This window comes from Pasteurella oralis (assembly GCF_042681465.1).
Taxonomy (GTDB): domain Bacteria; phylum Pseudomonadota; class Gammaproteobacteria; order Enterobacterales; family Pasteurellaceae; genus Pasteurella; species Pasteurella oralis.
This window is the reverse complement of the sequence record NZ_JBHUFP010000010.1, coordinates 1-15,618: the sequence shown is the minus strand read 5'-3', so window position 1 is coordinate 15,618 and position 15,618 is coordinate 1. Positions and strand designations below refer to the sequence as shown.

Sequence of the window (15,618 nt, the reverse complement as noted above, 5' to 3'; positions counted from 1 at the left end):
AAATGAATTAATGATAAGAGTTAAAATTTTTATTGTGTACGACCAACATTAATCGCTTCTTTAAGTTCTGCGCGCATTGCGTTGATTGTTTTTGCAATATCTTCAAGCGTTGCAACTTCTTCGTTTTGAAGCTCCAATCTGATTAAAGTATCAATTAGATAATCTGGTGATTTTGTAGCGCATGCTTTTACTCTCGCCCAAGTCCCGTTATCTTGTAATTTCAATTGATAAAGAATTAAAAAATCATCTGTTGCTTTTAATTGATAGTGATTTGATAGTTCTATGATGTGTTGCTCTGCCATTTTATTTACCCTGCACTTTTTTTCTTAATTCTTTCCAACTCAATGCTCCATCAGCAGTTTTAAATAATTCCCCACTGCTTAACATTAAGCTATGCCCAATCAATCTTTTATTAAAAATAAATGATTCAATCCCCCTTCCAGATAAATAAAACACTCTTTCCCCTTCAATAACCGTTATGGCATTTAAAGGTTTTGCGAGTTTTATATTCACAAAATCATCTTTTTCAGCATACATTCCAGCTATATCTAAACAATGTGGATGTATGGAGTAACGCCCTTGTTCATTCCAATTAAGATGTACATAAATACCATTAGTATCTATAAAAAAACCATGCAATCTTTGATATGTAGATTCTGTTTTCATCAATTCGAACTTAACAAACGCTTTACAACCATTTTTCAATCGAACTGGCTCGCCTGTTAATGCTTTTTCTTTATTAAATTTTTCCATTTTTTCACCTATTTAATTAATGAACTTGCTTTATTAAACGTGAAAAATCAGCCGCATTTTTATAATACTGACGGCACTTTTTAGCATTTTCTGCATGCATAATTCGTTGTGATTTTGTCTCTGCGCGTTTTGCTAACGTTAAATATGCGTCGTGCGAATCTTTAAAATAGAACATCAATTCATTTACTTTATTTATGTTTACTTTAATTTGCGTTTGCATACTGCACCTCTTTATCAATTTTTGAAAATTCGCTCATACTGATACCCTGCGGCAATCTATTCGCGATTTTTCTTATCTTTTTATAAGCACGCGCAATTTTAATTTGCCCGCTTTCTGTAAAATCTCTTAAATATTTTGGCTTCTTCGAAGTTCTTATTAAGTGTTCTTTTTCTATGCCCGCCAGTGCGAAAATAATTTCTTTTTCGTCTTGCGGCATTTTGTCAAAATGTCTTTCTACTCGATTTTCACTAAGTTTTAATTTGTGTCGAAAATCTTTTAAAACTCGTTCTCTTACTTGATCTACTTCACTCATAACTAGTACCCTCAACTATAGCGCTTTCAGCTATTTAACTGATTTAATTGCAAGCCCTTGTATTCTGCTGTATTCTTCTTTACATATTTTCTCAATATCATTTCTTAAATTTAGGTAATCCTGATATGACTGATCAGACATTAGAAAATCTTGAAGAATCACAAAAACATCTGCGCGAATTGACTTTGCGACTAGCATTTCTAGAAACATTAAATCGTTCTCTTGTTCGTGCGCTCGCTCGCACTTCTCCGCATTTTGTTGATTCGCTTGAAGTTGAGATTCTCGAGAAAGTGAGCGTAATTGCTGAAACAGATCCGCAAATCGCCCAGGCGATTGAGAGCTATTTTGTTGATCTGTTGAAGAATTGATAATAATGATTTGTTTATTCATAGTCTTACCCCTAAAACTTTTTGAAACTGACCGCACTTTTGTGCGGTTTTTTATTGTTGACTTGCAGCCTGCGCTGCCAGTGCAATTAAATTGATAAGTACTTTTTCTTTTGGCGACTTACGCGGTAATGTTGGTAATTTGCCTGCTTTTAACTGGTCGTTAATCGTCCCCATTGGTAGCCCTGTTCTTCTCTTATATTCGTCTTTCGTCACGAATGGCGCGTCCAACTGTATGTTTATACAAATTGCATTTTGTGCTGTCATACTGTATAACCTCATAATGAATATTAATGGATACTGGCGAATATCGCATTTGCAATATAATAATACTATATTTCATTTGCGATATTCAAGAGGATTTTTATTGCATTTGAGTTTTACGGTGTTTTATGAATGATTTAGTTGGCGGTAAGGAAGTAATAGAACGGATCAAAAAAGCCTATGGTTTTACAAAACAAATAGATCTTGCTAGACATTTATCTATTCCACAAAGTACCTTTGCTACATGGGGTTCACGTGGAATTTTCCCTGCTGAACTTGTTATACGTTGTGTTAAAGAAACTGGTGCTAGACTAGATTATGTAGCATGCGGAATAGAGCCAATTTTTGATGATTCTAGTGATATGAAATATTTTCATGCAATCAATTTAGAAAATGGGAAATTTTTCATACAAAAAGAAATTCCTTTTTTTATTAGCCAGTTGCCGAATTTAGATAGTCGTAAAGACTATGACAATCTTTTTGCAATTACTGAAAATAAATGCACTTATTTTGCTAATAAAGAATATGGCACTTTAATTGATGGTGAATATTTTATATCTGTTGAGAACTCACATCTAATTCGTTATTTAACAATTTTGCCAGCCAGCAAAGTACGCGTGGATGGCGGTAAATTCTCTTTTGAATGTGACGTTAATGATATTGAGATTGTAGGTAAGATTATTTTAAAAATGGAGAAATATTAAAAATATGCTTACTAATTACCAAAGAACTAACATTAAGTTTCTTGCTGTATTAAATGGCATTCTTGAAGGACTTTACTGTGATCTCACAATGAATAAATCAGAAGCATTATTTTTAGATACTTGGTTACTAGAACTCAATTCATCAATCTATTTAAATCCTCTCTCAACTCAAGTTTATGAAAGCGCAAGGCAATTCTCTAATAAAGTTTTATCTTATTCTGACAATGAATTACAAGATAAAACATTAGATGGATTACTTACTGAATTAGAATTATTACAAGATCAAGTTATAGAGCAATTTAATAAATCTATTGATGATTTTTCAGAAGATGAGATAAATAGCTACTATCTAGCAATTATAATCAATGAACTTCAAGGATTATGCAAAGGATTAATTGCTGATAATGATATTGCTATTGAAGAAGTAAGATGTTTAGCAAATTGGCTAGATGAGTATAAATTGTTACAGAACGACCCTCTAGCTAGTAAGTTTTTTTCTTTTTTTAATAGTATTGATATTGAAAACTTATCTTCAAATGAATTAGAACAGTTAAAAAGATTACTTGTGGATTTTAGCGGTTCAGACATGGAAGGAAACGCTGATGGGCTATCATTAGGTGATTCTTTTTTTGATCAAATTAATGACTTAGATTTAAATGGTAAAGTTATTCAATTGACGGGTAAATTTAAATTTGGTTCAAGACAAAAATGCAAGAACTTAGCTATTTCACAAGGAGCAACTGTTATTGATGATTTTCGTCTTGATTTAGATTATTTAATTGTAGGTTCGTTCAATTCACGTGATTGGATGTATCAAAGCTACGGAAAAAAAATTGAAATAGCAAAACAATATCAATTAAAACGTGCGCATAAAGTAAAAATCATTTCTGAAACTCAATGGATCATAGAATAATGCATTATAAATAATAAGGATGATTTGAGGTAATGGCGGTACGTAAAGATAATACAAAAGGCGGAAAATGGCTTGCAGAATTTTATAACAACGGCAAACGCATACGCCGTTGGTTTGCTACGAAAGGGGAAGCCACACGTTTTTTCAATCAAGAACAAGCAAAGAATGCAGCGCAAAGTGAAAATGTTCGTGTTTTATTATCTAACGATCTTCCACCGTTAAGTCACTACGCGCAAGAATGGTTCGAACTCTACGGGCAAACGCTTAATGACGGGCAAGCACGATTAAATAAATTATTAAATCTTTGTACACACTTGGGCGACCCGCCAGCGAATCAATTTACTACGCAAGATTTTGCGGAATATCGAAAAAAACGGCTTGCGGGTAAGTTTTCAGCTGATCCTAAACGCCCACCTAAACAATCCACAGTTAACCGCGAACATGCGTATTTACGTGCGGTTTTCAATGAATTAAAGTCATTAGGCAAGTGGTCTGGCGATAATCCCTTAAGTGAAATCTCACTTTTTAAAGAAAACGATACAGAACTTGCGTTTCTATATGGCGACGAGATCCGCCGCTTGATTGATGAGTGTGATAATTCTAGAAATAAAGATTTAGGTTTAATCACACGTATTTGCCTAGCGACGGGCGCACGCTGGAGCGAGGCAGAGCAATTAAAACAATTACAAGTTATCCCATATAAAATTACTTATATAAATACTAAAAGCGGAAAAAACAGAACAATCCCAATCAGTCCTGAATTATATAACATGCTACCAAAAAAACGTGGGCGCTTATTTTGTGACGCTTATGAATCATTTGAAAATGCAGTTATAAGAGCTGGCATAGATTTACCAAAGGGGCAGTTAACGCATGTTTTACGTCATACTTTTGCCAGTCATTTTATGATGAATGGTGGGAATATTCTTGTATTAAAAGAAATTCTAGGACATTCAACTATTGAAATGACAATGAGATATGCACACTTCGCGCCATCACATTTAGAAAGCGCTATATCCCTAAATCCGCTTACAAACCCATCAAACAGACGTTAAAAAGGGATTTATTTTTAAAAATCCCTTGTTCTTTTCTTTAAAAAATACTATTTTAATGTGGCTTTTTTGGTGGCTGTCGCCGCTAATATTAATCAATATTTGTTAATATATATTATTAATAAATTATTATTTTTACACAACTATTTGATTTTAAAGAATATTAAAAAGTATTTAAAATCCCTCGCTTTTCGAAGCGTGCCAGTTCAAGTCTGGCCTCGGGCACCATATAAAACTTCTAAAGAATCCTATCTTAGCTGTTCATAAGTTCACTTTAATTTCAAGTTAGAGAGTTCGTTATGAAAAAATCGCACTTTAATACGTTTGTTGTAACTGTTATATCCACTAAAGGTGACGTAACTAAATCCACTAATGTTGCAAACATCGGTGCATTCTGTGCTGACTCAGGTATCAAAACATTAATGATTGATACAGATGTGCAACCAACTTTATCCTCTTACTATCATCTTAATTACTCTGTGCCAAAAGGACTTTTTGAATTTCTTATTCATCGAGAAACTGAAGCAGAACAAATTATCTCAAAAACTGAATTTACTCATTTAGACATCATTCAATCGAATGATCCAACAGACACTATCACGACATATTTACGTAATTATCCTGATGAAATGCTACGCTTTAATGATCTTATTGAAGCATTTCATGAATATGAATTAATCCTTGTTGATACAAGAGGAACTCGAGGGATTACTGTCGATATGTCAGTATTGGCCAGTGACTTAGTGTTATCTCCACTTAAACCTGAATTGCTATCAGCAAGAGAATTCATGCGTGGCACTCTGGGTTTATACCAACAATTACAAGCATTTACTAAACATGATTTTACACTTCCTAAAGTAAAAGCGATTATCAATTGTTTAGATCATACTAATGATGGCAAATCAGTAGTCGAAAGTTTAAAAAGTCTTTTTGCACAACACGATGCTCCAAATATGGAATTGCTCGATTTTACAATTCCATCTCGTGTGGCATATCGAGAGGCTGCAAGTCTTGCCCTCCCAGTACATCGTCATAGCAAGAAAGAAAAGCAAAACATTCGTCAACTTTGTATTCTTTTATTCCCTCAATGGAAAGATAAATTCTAATTAAGGGGGAAAAGATGACTTCTACTATTCAATTACTTTATTCCAATGAGGCTGAACAATCTGTACTTGGCGGATTACTGATCAATAATGATTTATGGGATGAAATATCTTTAATTATTAATGAAAATAATTTTTATATTTCTGCTCATAAACTCATTTTTACTACTATTGCTGGCTTACTGCTTTCAAATATTCCCGCTGACTTACTAACTGTCAGCCGCATATTAGAAGAACAAGGAAAATTAGAGCAAATTGGAAGTTTCGTTTATTTAGCAGAGCTGATCAAAAATCTTCCACATATTTCTAATATTTCTGCTTACGCAAAAATTGTGAGAACAGATAGTCAAACAAAATATTTATATGCATTAGGGGATTTAATTTGTAAAGAAGCCCGCAAAGTAAATACAGAAGATAAACTTAATTTTCTTATCACAGAAACTGAAAAGCGTTTAACAGAATTAACATTAAATTCTATAGAAAGTGAAACAAATGTTGTTCTAGATGATGCTATTGAGAAAGTGATAGATAAAATGACTATTGCTTCTGAAAATGGTTCGATTATTACGGGTACCCCATTTAGAATTGAGCGCCTCGACTTTAATACTACAGGCGCACAAGATGGAGATCTCATCATGGTCACTGCTCGTCCGTCTATGGGGAAGACTGCACTATCACTTACTTTTGCCAAAAGTGCATTAGAATCAACCAATAAGCCAGTACATCACTTCAGTCTAGAAATGCCCGCAGAGCAAATAATGCAACGCTTTTTATCCATGATTTCAAAAGTTGAAATGCAAAAAGCGAGACAAGCAGTCAATATGACTCAAATAGATTGGGGAAAAATATGCTGATGCAATCGGGCATATCAAAAACTATTGGACAAATCGTTTATTACTAGATGATAGTTGTGAATTAACACCACAAATGCTACGTAGTCGCGTAAGACGTAATGTTCGCAAATACGGCAAACCTGCTGTCATTATTATTGATTATCTTCAATTAATGAATGACCCATCATACAAAGACAGTAAACATCGAAATCTAGAAATTAGTAGTATTTCAACCTCACTGAAAAAACTAGCCAAAGAAATCGGTTGCCCAGTTATTGCCTTATCACAGCTAAACCGAAACTTAGAAAACCGTGCAGATAAAAGACCAATGCCTGCTGATCTTCGAGACTCTGGCCCACTTGAACAAGATGCAGATGTCATTCTCTTTATTTATCGAGATGAAGTCTACTACTCAGATAGTGAATATCGCAGTATCTCATTTCAAAGCAACGCAACGGTCCTATTGGCACTATTTTTGCAAAATTTAAAGGTGAATATTCTCTTTTTGAGAACATTCCTGATGATGAATATAACAAATTAGCGAGATTATAAGATGATGAGTAAAAATAAAAATCCACTTGTAGTCAAGAAAAGTAAAAAAGAAAGAGCAAAACAAATGTTAGCAGCATTAAGTACGCCACCAATTGCAAACAATTCCATTGAATATCAGCAAATAGTACAAGCGCAACATTTAGCTGCATCGCAAACAATAGAAAACAAGCATCGTTTGGTCACGGTTACTTTAGAACAGTTAAGACCGTATGAAGGTAATCCAAGAAAAACAAAAAACCCTACTTATGAGGAAATTAAAGCCCTAATTAAATCACGTGGCTTAGATCATGCACCGAATATTACTCAACACCCGGAAGATGATTTCTATACTATATTAGACGGTGGTAATACACGCTTACAAGCATTAAATGAACTTTTCCAAGAAACGCAAGATCTGCGTTTTTGGACGATTGAATGCATTTTCAAACCTTGGGAAGGTGATGCTGATGATATCAACTCACAGCTAAACGTGTTGATTGGACACTTAGCTGAAAATGATATCCGAGGGGAATTTTCATTTATCGAAAAAGCATTAGGTATCCGTGAAGTAAAAGCATTATATGAGAAAAAATACCAAGAATTTTTTTCACATCGCAAACTGGCTGAAAAATTAGGTGAAAATGGTTACCCAATTTCTCATTCTATTCTTGTAAGAATGGAACAATGCTTAGTCTATTTATACCCTCATATCCCTAATGTATTGCTAAGTGGTTTGGGTAAACCACAAATAGAAAAATTACTTAATCTTCGCAAAAATGCAATGACTTCATGGGATATTCATAAGGAAGAATATCTTCCAACAGTTGACTTTGATCAGCTATGGATGGATACACTCTCTAGTTTTGATGAGGAGCCTACCGAATTTACAATCAATGATGTTCAAGATACTTTAATTGGCAATATCACCGAAGCATTTTCTTACAATATCCCTTACGAAACATTTAAATTTGATATTGATTTAACTGAGCAGAAACTGCGTAAATTAGCTGAAAAACAGCCTGCTATTTTACAACGTTCTACCGAAAGTCACACCATCGCTAATAATGAAAAATCCCCATCTTTGCCAGCTATTGAAACGAGGGTCTCACCTTCTGATGCCAAAAATCCAGCAGAAAGAATTGAGAAAAATAACCAAAAGTCAGAAGAGCAAACGCTATCTACTTTTAATGATATGCCATCAAATAATACAAAGGCATATCTATCAGATGAAAATGACGATGTATCCGTCGAAGATAGCATACCAGTCAATTTAGGTATCAGCGAAATTGCAGCTGAGGCGAGTGAATATTTAGCAAATTTAGGTTTAACGCCAGGTGTAAATCCTCAAACTCAAAGAGAAGAAGCGCGTATTAATACGTTGGAATTTGCTAATCTTGTCCGCCAACCAATCAGCAGCATTTGGAAAATCTATCCAAATCGCTCCATAAAACAGAAGCATATTCATTAACAATTGATATTGCTGAAGAATGTGGTTTTATGCATCTCATTGAGCATGTAATACATGATCCTATTGATTATAGTTTTAAAGTTCATTCTTTAGAACCCAACACTTACTCACCTTTTATTAACTGCGCTTTCAACAAAGAGCTTCAACACATCTTTTCTCTCTAAATGTATTTAATTTGATATTGGTGAATAAGAATAGAAAAGACAATATGTTATCTACACTTAAATACTTAATAAAATATCCCATGAGAAGACCCGCTGCAGTAGTAAATATCTTTATAATTAAACTACTAAACCAGATATTCTAACTACATAAGCATAAGGCATTTCCTGAATAGTATAAAGATTCCACACTCCTCCTCTGTAAACATGAAGAATACAAAAACTCGTAATACATTTACGCATATAGCTATATGGTTATGCTTAATAATATTACTGAAAATGAACTGATTTTCTATCAAATAAAGCCCATGAATATCGACTATTATTAACAACACAATCTAAGCTCAAGCCAATCAACAGAAATTCAGTTTTACACGGGAGGCTGTGAGATTAGTTTGAAGCTCCACAACGTGGTCATCATAACAAAATCGTACATATTGAAAGTACTTAAGTAATATTTTTATAACAAAAAATTAATAAAAATGTTTTACTTATAACCAATTGATATTAGTATGTTCATTAAGTAAGCATTGTCTTACTTTAGGAATGAACTAACATAGAGGTTATAGATATGAAAACAAAACATTTTTTTAACTCAGATTTTAATATAAAAGGAAAAAGTGCCGATGAAATTTTTAGAAGATTGCGTACTGATCATCCTGACAAACAATTAAACAATATAAAATGGAAAGAAGTTTTTATTAATCGTTTTGGTCAGATGATGCTAGATACTCCTAATCCAAGAAAGATTGTAGAAAGAATTATTAATGAAGGGATTGGAAAACAAGGCCTGAAAAATATAGATCCTGAAACTACATATTTCAATATTTTTTCATCTTCTGACAGTTCCGATGGAAACGTTTTTCATTATAACTCTTTATCAGAATCCTATCGAGTTACTGATGCCTGTCTAATGAATATTTTTGTAGAGCGTTATTTTGATGATTGGGATCTGCTAAATAACTTAGCCAATAATGGAATATATTCAGTAGGAAAAGAAGGAGCTTATTATCCTGATCATGATTATGGTCCAGAATATAACCCTGTTTGGGGACCAAATGAACAAATTTGCCATTCTAGAGTGATTGCAGATATCCTTTATGCTCGCTCTGTATGGGATGAATTTAAAAAATACTTCATGGAGTATTGGCAAAAATATGATCAGCTTTATACCGAAATGTTATCTGATACATTTCTTGCAATGGCTATTCAGCAATATACAAGACAAACGCTTACTGATGAAGGCTTTCTTATGGTTTGTAACACATATTATGGCAATAAGGAAGAAGTTCAGATAACTCTACTAGATATTTATGGATACCCTTCCATTGATATAATTTGTATAGAGCAAAAAGGGCTTCCTACTACTAAAGTGATACTTTACATTCCTGGAGGAACACAACCATTTGTTGAATTTCTTAATATAGATGATCTGAAACAATGGATTGCATGGCATTTAAAAGATAGCAAACATATGGTCGCATTCCGCAAACATTTCTCACTAAAACAACGTCAGGAAGGAGAAACGTTTACAGGTATAGATAAGGCACTCCAATATATTGCAGAAGAGTCTCCTGAGTGGCCCGCCAATAAATACATCCTTTATAGTCCGACACATTTAGAAACAGGAAATTTATTCAACATCATTATGAAGCGAACAGAACAGCGAATGCTTGAAGATAGTGATGCACAGATTAGATCAAATTCAGAAGCTGCCCGTGACTATGCTCTTTCACTACTTGAAACTTTTATTTCACAGTTATCTGCAATAGATATGTTAGTGCCCGCAGTAGGTATCCCAATTAATTTTGCTCTATCAGCTACAGCATTAGGACTTAGCTCAGATATTGTAGTTAATGGAGATTCATATGAAAAGAGAAAATATGGAATAGGGTCTTTAGTGCAATCTGCCTTATTCACAGGAATTAATCTTATTCCAGTTATTTCGGAAACTGCAGAAATTTTATCTTCTTTCTCTAGAACAGAAGAAGCTATTCCAGCTTTTTTAACTGAAGAACAAGCTTTAGCTCAACGCTTTGAAATGATAGAAGAAGAATTACATTCGATCTCACCTGATGATCCTCCTCGAGAAATTACTGACAAGAATTTACATAAAATTCGTCTAGTACGTCTTAACAATGAAAATCAACCTTTAGTTATGTTGCGAAGATTAGGAGGAAATAAATTTATCAGAATCGATCCTATAACATTCCAGGAAATAAAAGGTTCTTTAGTAAGTGAAGTTATAAATCCAGTGACTAATAAAACGTACTATGTAAGCAATGCTAAACTATTAGGGGGCTCTCCTTATAGCCCTTTCCGTATTGGATTAGAAGGTGTTTGGACACCAGAGGTATTAAAAGCAAGAGCTTCCGTTATTGGAAAGCCTATTGGAGAATCATATAAAAGAATATTAGCCAAACTACAAGGAATACATAACAGTAATGTCTTAGATGAGCGACAAGGTTTAATGCATGAACTCATGGAGCTTATTGATCTTTATGAAGAATCGCAACCTTCTTCAGAGCGTTTGAATGCTTTTCGTGAACTGCGTACTCAATTAGAAAAAGCGCTTTATCTTCCTGAAATGGAAGCATTAAAAAAACAAATACTACAGATTCCTAACAAAGGTTCTGGTGCCGCTCGATTTTTACTTCGTACAGCCATGAATGAAATGGCTGGAAAAACTAGTGAAAGCACAGCTGATTTAATACGCTTTGCCTTGCAAGATACAGTAATTTCAGCGCCTTTTCGCGGATATGCTGGCGCGATTCCAGAGGTAATAGACTTTCCCATAAAATATGTAATAGAAGACATATCTGTATTTGATAAAATACAGACAAATTACTGGGAACTCCCTGCTTATGAAAGCTGGAACGAAGAAAGTAATAGCGCATTACTGCCTGGTTTATTACGCGAATCGCAGAGTAAGGGGATGTTAAGTAAGTGTCGTATCATAGAAAATAGCCTTTATATTGGACATAGCTATGAAGAAATGTTTTACAGCATTTCTCCATATTCAAACCAGATTGGAGGACCTTACGAATTATATCCTTTCACTTTTTTCAGTATGCTTCAAGAGGTACAAGGTGATTTAGGATTTGAGCAGGCCTTTGCCACACGTAACTTTTTCAATACTCTTGTTTCTGATCGACTATCCTTAATGGAAAATACGATGTTACTTACAGAAAGTTTTGATTATACACCTTGGGATGCTATTTATGGAGATATTAATTATGATGAACAATTTGCTGCAATGTCTATTAATGAACGCATAGAAAAATGTATGAATACCTATAGAGGTGTGGCATTCCAAAACTCTTCAGAAAGTATTGACTTTTTCCTAAATAATCTAACCACATTCATTGATAATGGACTAACCGAAATTGCTATATCTGATTTACCGTATGATATTGTGCAACAAGAAATCTCTCAATTCTTACAAGGAAGTAATGAATGGAAAACACTTGATGCCATGTTATTTAACTTAGATAAAGGAGATATTAATGGTGCTTTCAGAAAGCTTCTGCAATCAGCAAAAGATAATAATATAAAATTTAGAGCTATAGGGCATTCAGATAATTCTGTTCCGCCATTTAATAACCCTTATAAGTCTTTATATTATAAAGGAAATACAATAGCTGAAGCAATTGAAAAACTAGATCGAGAAGGTCAAAAATTTGTTGTATTTGCTGATAGTTCTCTGCTCAACAGCACGCCTGGGACAGGTCGTCCTATGCCAGGACTAGTTCAATATTTAAAAATACCTGCAACTGTAGTAGATAGCGATGGTGCATGGCAATTTCTTCCAGATGTAGCTTCAAGCAGAGTTCCTATTGAAGTTACAGAGTTAGAAAATTGGCAAGTCTTAACTCCTCCACAAGGTAAGATTCTTGGATTAAAGCAATTTAAATTGACGGCAGGTTTTCCAACAGAACAAAGTCGCTTACCTCTTCTAGAGAATTCAGTTTCTGAAGATTTAAGGGAAAAATTAATGCAAAAGATTGATGCAATAAAAAATGATGTGGAAATGAATAGTTTAGTGTGTATGGAGGCTGGCTCTTGTGATTCAGTAAGCCCTAAAGTAGCTGCCCGCCTTAAAGATATGGGGTTAGAAACTGGGATGGGCGCTTCTATTACCTGGTGGAGACGTGAAGGCGGGATGGAATTTTCACATCAGATGCACACTACTGCTTCCTTTAAATTTGCTGGTAAAGAGTTTGCCGTGGATGCTTCACATCTGCAATTTGTACATGACCAATTAGATACAACTATCCTGATACTGCCTGTCGATGATTGGGCTTTAGAAATAGCTCAAAGAAATCGGGCTATTAATCCCTTTGTGGAATATGTTAGTAAAAAAGGAAATATGTTAGCGCTCTTCATGCCTCCTCTTTTCACAAAGCCTCGCTTAACAAGAGTACTATAACTAATTAAAGACTGTATTAAAGCCTTATATTATAAGGCTTTAATTTTCTTTCAAGAATTATTAAGTAAAAAAATCAAAATCAATGAGATAGATAAAATCAAATGTTATTACCAATATAACTTTCTTGGATATATAATAAATTCATTGCCTAAAAAGGTTATTTACTATTAAAGGGTAAAAATTATATTTTAAAATTTTTCAATTAAATTAGTTGATGATTTCAAAATAAAAAAGAGCTAGGGACGGTTCACTCTAACTCTCTTTTACAATGGCTATACTGACATAGAATAAAAACTAATCTTTATTAATAGTGTACTTTTTGATATTCAATGTAAACAGGAACATCCCAACAGTTAATAGGACTAGAAAATACAATACGTTATCTACGCCTAAATACTTAATAAAATATCCCGCGAGAAGGCTTGCTATAGCAGTAAATATCTTTATGATTAAACCACTAAGACCAGATATTCTAGCCACATAAGCATGAGGCATTTCCTGAATAGTATAAACATTGTAACAAACATTCCATATTCCCCCTAGTATAGCTTTAAATACGAAGAATACAAAATATCCCCACGCTGTAGGAAAAAATATGAAACCAGCAAAAACAAAAATTCGTAATATATTCACGCTTATAACTAACTGGCTAAAACTTAACTTTTTAGACAAAGGGTTTGATATTATACTCCCTATTATCCCTCCAACACCCAATCCAGATAATATATAGCCTGTAATATCAAATCCTACATTATTAAAGCTCAATTGATATATAATTGTTAAATATAAAATAGGATGTAAGAAATTATTAATAGCTGTCAACATAACCATTCTTAGAAATAATTTATTCTCTTTTATCCAAATAGCTGCTTCAGAAATACTCTTAATTAAATTCACTGAAGCATTAGAATTCCCATAAGGCATTGATAAATTTAATTGATATAATAAGAGTATAGATAAGAATGATATTAGAAAGGCTAACAAGTAAGGAGCTGACAAGTCAAATGATATAAGAATACCACACAATGTAGGAGCTAAAAGCTGAACCCCTCTTGTTCTAATCTCATACTTACTAATTATTGGTGCTGCATCTTTTCCTGTTAACAAGCTTTTTAGTGCAGCTGGTTCTGTTATTTCTGTTAATGTAGTAAATAAGCCAAATAGAAAAGATATTGGAATTATAAACCAAATAAGAGAGTTACTGTCTTTCATCAAAAACAAAGTCACTATAAAAATGAAAATGATTAATCCTCTAAAAATTTCACTATTCAACAATAATAATTTCTTTTCTTTATTTTCAATTACTGGAGATATGAATATCTTGACTAAAATAACAGGTAAAAAGAAAGCAAAAGTACACCAGCTTGTTTGTACAGCAGAATAGCCTAATGCTAAAACAGTTAAAGGAATTGCAATATAAAAAATTTCTACACTTAATAATGTTAAAGCAGAGCTGATAATAAAAATTAAAAAGTTTCTATTCATTATTACAATTCCTTAATATTAATAATATAAGTTTAGAATTGAGATAGGTTTCTATCTTTCCAACCCCTTAATGCATTTCCATCAATCAGATGAAATTCATCATCACCAAAATGGCCAAAGGAATAAGGGTAATTTTTTAAGGATAAACCACTCCACCGAAGTGGAGTGGGCTTACTAAAAAAGGAAATTTTGATTCCTTATGAAAGGAAAAAAAGGCCTAAAAGGCTTGAAACGCTAAACAGAAACCTCATCTAGTTTCGCTCTTACTTTGTCATATAAAAACGTGCTTAATCTCTCAAAACCAAAAACTCATTCAAAACTGACCGCACTTTTCTTATTTATCCATAATACAAAAAATTATTCAATTATTGTTTGAATTTAGAATCTGAAATAAATTCATATTTCCCATTATAAATAATGCACTTATCTATAATGTAAATATCTACATCTTCTGTATATTTTTCCTTATAATATCTTTTTTGCAGCTTTTTGTTGCTCTTTTTCACACAAAAGAGACGCTTTATACCATTTTGTATCTGCTATACTTTGATTACAATTCCAATCTAAAAATTTACAAGGATAGCAACCTGATAATAAAAATATACTGAACTGATATATATTAGTTTAAAATGGATTTTCATCATATGTTCCATGCTCTTTACTATTTATTGGTTTAACTAATTTGGGTGAAGATGGATTGTACTCATTTGAACTTGGCTCCCCCAAATTTTTATAAATCTCTCTCGTTTTTCCCTATCTATTTTTGCATTCGGTACTTCCGCATAATAACTACTTCCCATCCCCCCGTCCGTTTACGCTGAATCCTCACTTCTTCATCGTTAATAAAATTATGTGATTTTCTTGCCCATAATGCGCCTGAAAGGGTGGTTTTATGTTGCGCATTACGAAACACTAAACGAGAAAGTGTGACCTTGCTATTCTCACTTCGCCCCGAATACATTACCGTCGAACCAAAAGCCGCTGCGATTTCTTGCACATAATC

The 15,618-nt window shown here is 33.4% G+C and carries 15 protein-coding genes and 1 pseudogene; 8 read left to right on the top strand and 8 right to left on the bottom strand.

The annotated features are described in order from the left end of the window. Positions 1–29 precede the first annotated feature (29 nt). Genes ACFSAV_RS07615 through ACFSAV_RS07590 form a run of 6 tightly spaced genes read right to left on the bottom strand, consistent with a single transcriptional unit; the run spans position 30 to position 1,939 of the window. The gene (locus ACFSAV_RS07615; protein WP_379098103.1) at positions 30–302 is read right to left on the bottom strand and encodes a hypothetical protein; all 273 of its coding nucleotides are present in this window, start codon (positions 300–302) and stop codon (positions 30–32) included. A gap of 1 nt (position 303) precedes the next feature. After that, positions 304–753, bottom strand: coding sequence for a hypothetical protein (locus ACFSAV_RS07610; protein WP_379098100.1), 450 nt, complete (start codon positions 751–753; stop codon positions 304–306). A 16-nt stretch (positions 754–769) separates the two neighbouring features. Then, on the bottom strand, positions 770–973 hold the full coding sequence (locus ACFSAV_RS07605; protein ID WP_379098097.1) for a hypothetical protein: 204 nt from the start codon (positions 971–973) through the stop codon (positions 770–772). Next, positions 957–1,286, bottom strand: a complete 330-nt coding sequence (locus ACFSAV_RS07600; RefSeq protein WP_379098094.1) for a hypothetical protein — start codon at positions 1,284–1,286, stop codon at positions 957–959. The genes ACFSAV_RS07605 and ACFSAV_RS07600 overlap by 17 nt, the downstream gene beginning before the upstream one ends. A gap of 30 nt (positions 1,287–1,316) precedes the next feature. Then, positions 1,317–1,676: a hypothetical protein gene (locus tag ACFSAV_RS07595; RefSeq protein WP_379098091.1), complete on the bottom strand. Its 360-nt coding sequence runs from the start codon at positions 1,674–1,676 to the stop codon at positions 1,317–1,319. 50 nt (positions 1,677–1,726) lie between these two features. Then, the gene (locus tag ACFSAV_RS07590; RefSeq protein ID WP_379098088.1) at positions 1,727–1,939 is read right to left on the bottom strand and encodes a hypothetical protein; all 213 of its coding nucleotides are present in this window, start codon (positions 1,937–1,939) and stop codon (positions 1,727–1,729) included. A 125-nt stretch (positions 1,940–2,064) separates the two neighbouring features. Between ACFSAV_RS07590 and ACFSAV_RS07585 the strand changes: the two genes are divergently transcribed. From ACFSAV_RS07585 to toxA, 8 genes and pseudogenes are all read left to right on the top strand, one after another. Next, positions 2,065–2,640 (top strand): phage repressor protein CI, encoded by a 576-nt coding sequence (locus tag ACFSAV_RS07585; protein ID WP_379098085.1) that lies wholly within the window; start codon positions 2,065–2,067, stop codon positions 2,638–2,640. A gap of 4 nt (positions 2,641–2,644) precedes the next feature. Beyond that, positions 2,645–3,553 carry a BRCT domain-containing protein gene (locus tag ACFSAV_RS07580; RefSeq protein ID WP_379098082.1) on the top strand — a complete coding sequence of 303 codons (909 nt, stop codon included), beginning with the start codon at positions 2,645–2,647 and terminating at the stop codon, positions 3,551–3,553. A 32-nt stretch (positions 3,554–3,585) separates the two neighbouring features. Beyond that, positions 3,586–4,608, top strand: coding sequence for a site-specific integrase (locus ACFSAV_RS07575; protein ID WP_379098079.1), 1,023 nt, complete (start codon positions 3,586–3,588; stop codon positions 4,606–4,608). Positions 4,609–4,904: 296 nt separating this feature from the next. Next, the gene (locus ACFSAV_RS07570) at positions 4,905–5,711 is read left to right on the top strand and encodes a ParA family protein (protein ID WP_379098076.1); all 807 of its coding nucleotides are present in this window, start codon (positions 4,905–4,907) and stop codon (positions 5,709–5,711) included. 14 nt (positions 5,712–5,725) lie between these two features. Beyond that, positions 5,726–6,562: a DnaB-like helicase N-terminal domain-containing protein gene (locus ACFSAV_RS07565; RefSeq protein WP_379098073.1), complete on the top strand. Its 837-nt coding sequence runs from the start codon at positions 5,726–5,728 to the stop codon at positions 6,560–6,562. Next, positions 6,552–7,093 (top strand): annotated as a pseudogene (locus tag ACFSAV_RS07560) (DnaB-like helicase C-terminal domain-containing protein); the annotation flags it as partial. The gene ACFSAV_RS07565 and the pseudogene ACFSAV_RS07560, both read left to right, overlap by 11 nt. 1 nt (position 7,094) lies before the next feature. Continuing rightward, complete coding sequence (locus ACFSAV_RS07555) at positions 7,095–8,540, top strand: ParB family protein (RefSeq protein ID WP_379098067.1); 1,446 nt, start codon at positions 7,095–7,097, stop codon at positions 8,538–8,540. 732 nt (positions 8,541–9,272) lie between these two features. Further along, positions 9,273–13,130 carry a dermonecrotic toxin ToxA gene (gene toxA, locus ACFSAV_RS07550; protein WP_379098064.1) on the top strand — a complete coding sequence of 1,286 codons (3,858 nt, stop codon included), beginning with the start codon at positions 9,273–9,275 and terminating at the stop codon, positions 13,128–13,130. Between the two features lie 294 nt (positions 13,131–13,424). Here toxA and ACFSAV_RS07545 read toward each other — a convergent pair whose 3' ends face one another. Next, complete coding sequence (locus ACFSAV_RS07545) at positions 13,425–14,615, bottom strand: MFS transporter (RefSeq protein ID WP_379098061.1); 1,191 nt, start codon at positions 14,613–14,615, stop codon at positions 13,425–13,427. 757 nt (positions 14,616–15,372) lie between these two features. Then, a partial coding sequence (locus ACFSAV_RS07540; RefSeq protein WP_379098058.1) for a ShlB/FhaC/HecB family hemolysin secretion/activation protein occupies positions 15,373–15,618 on the bottom strand: 246 nt, incomplete at its 5' end.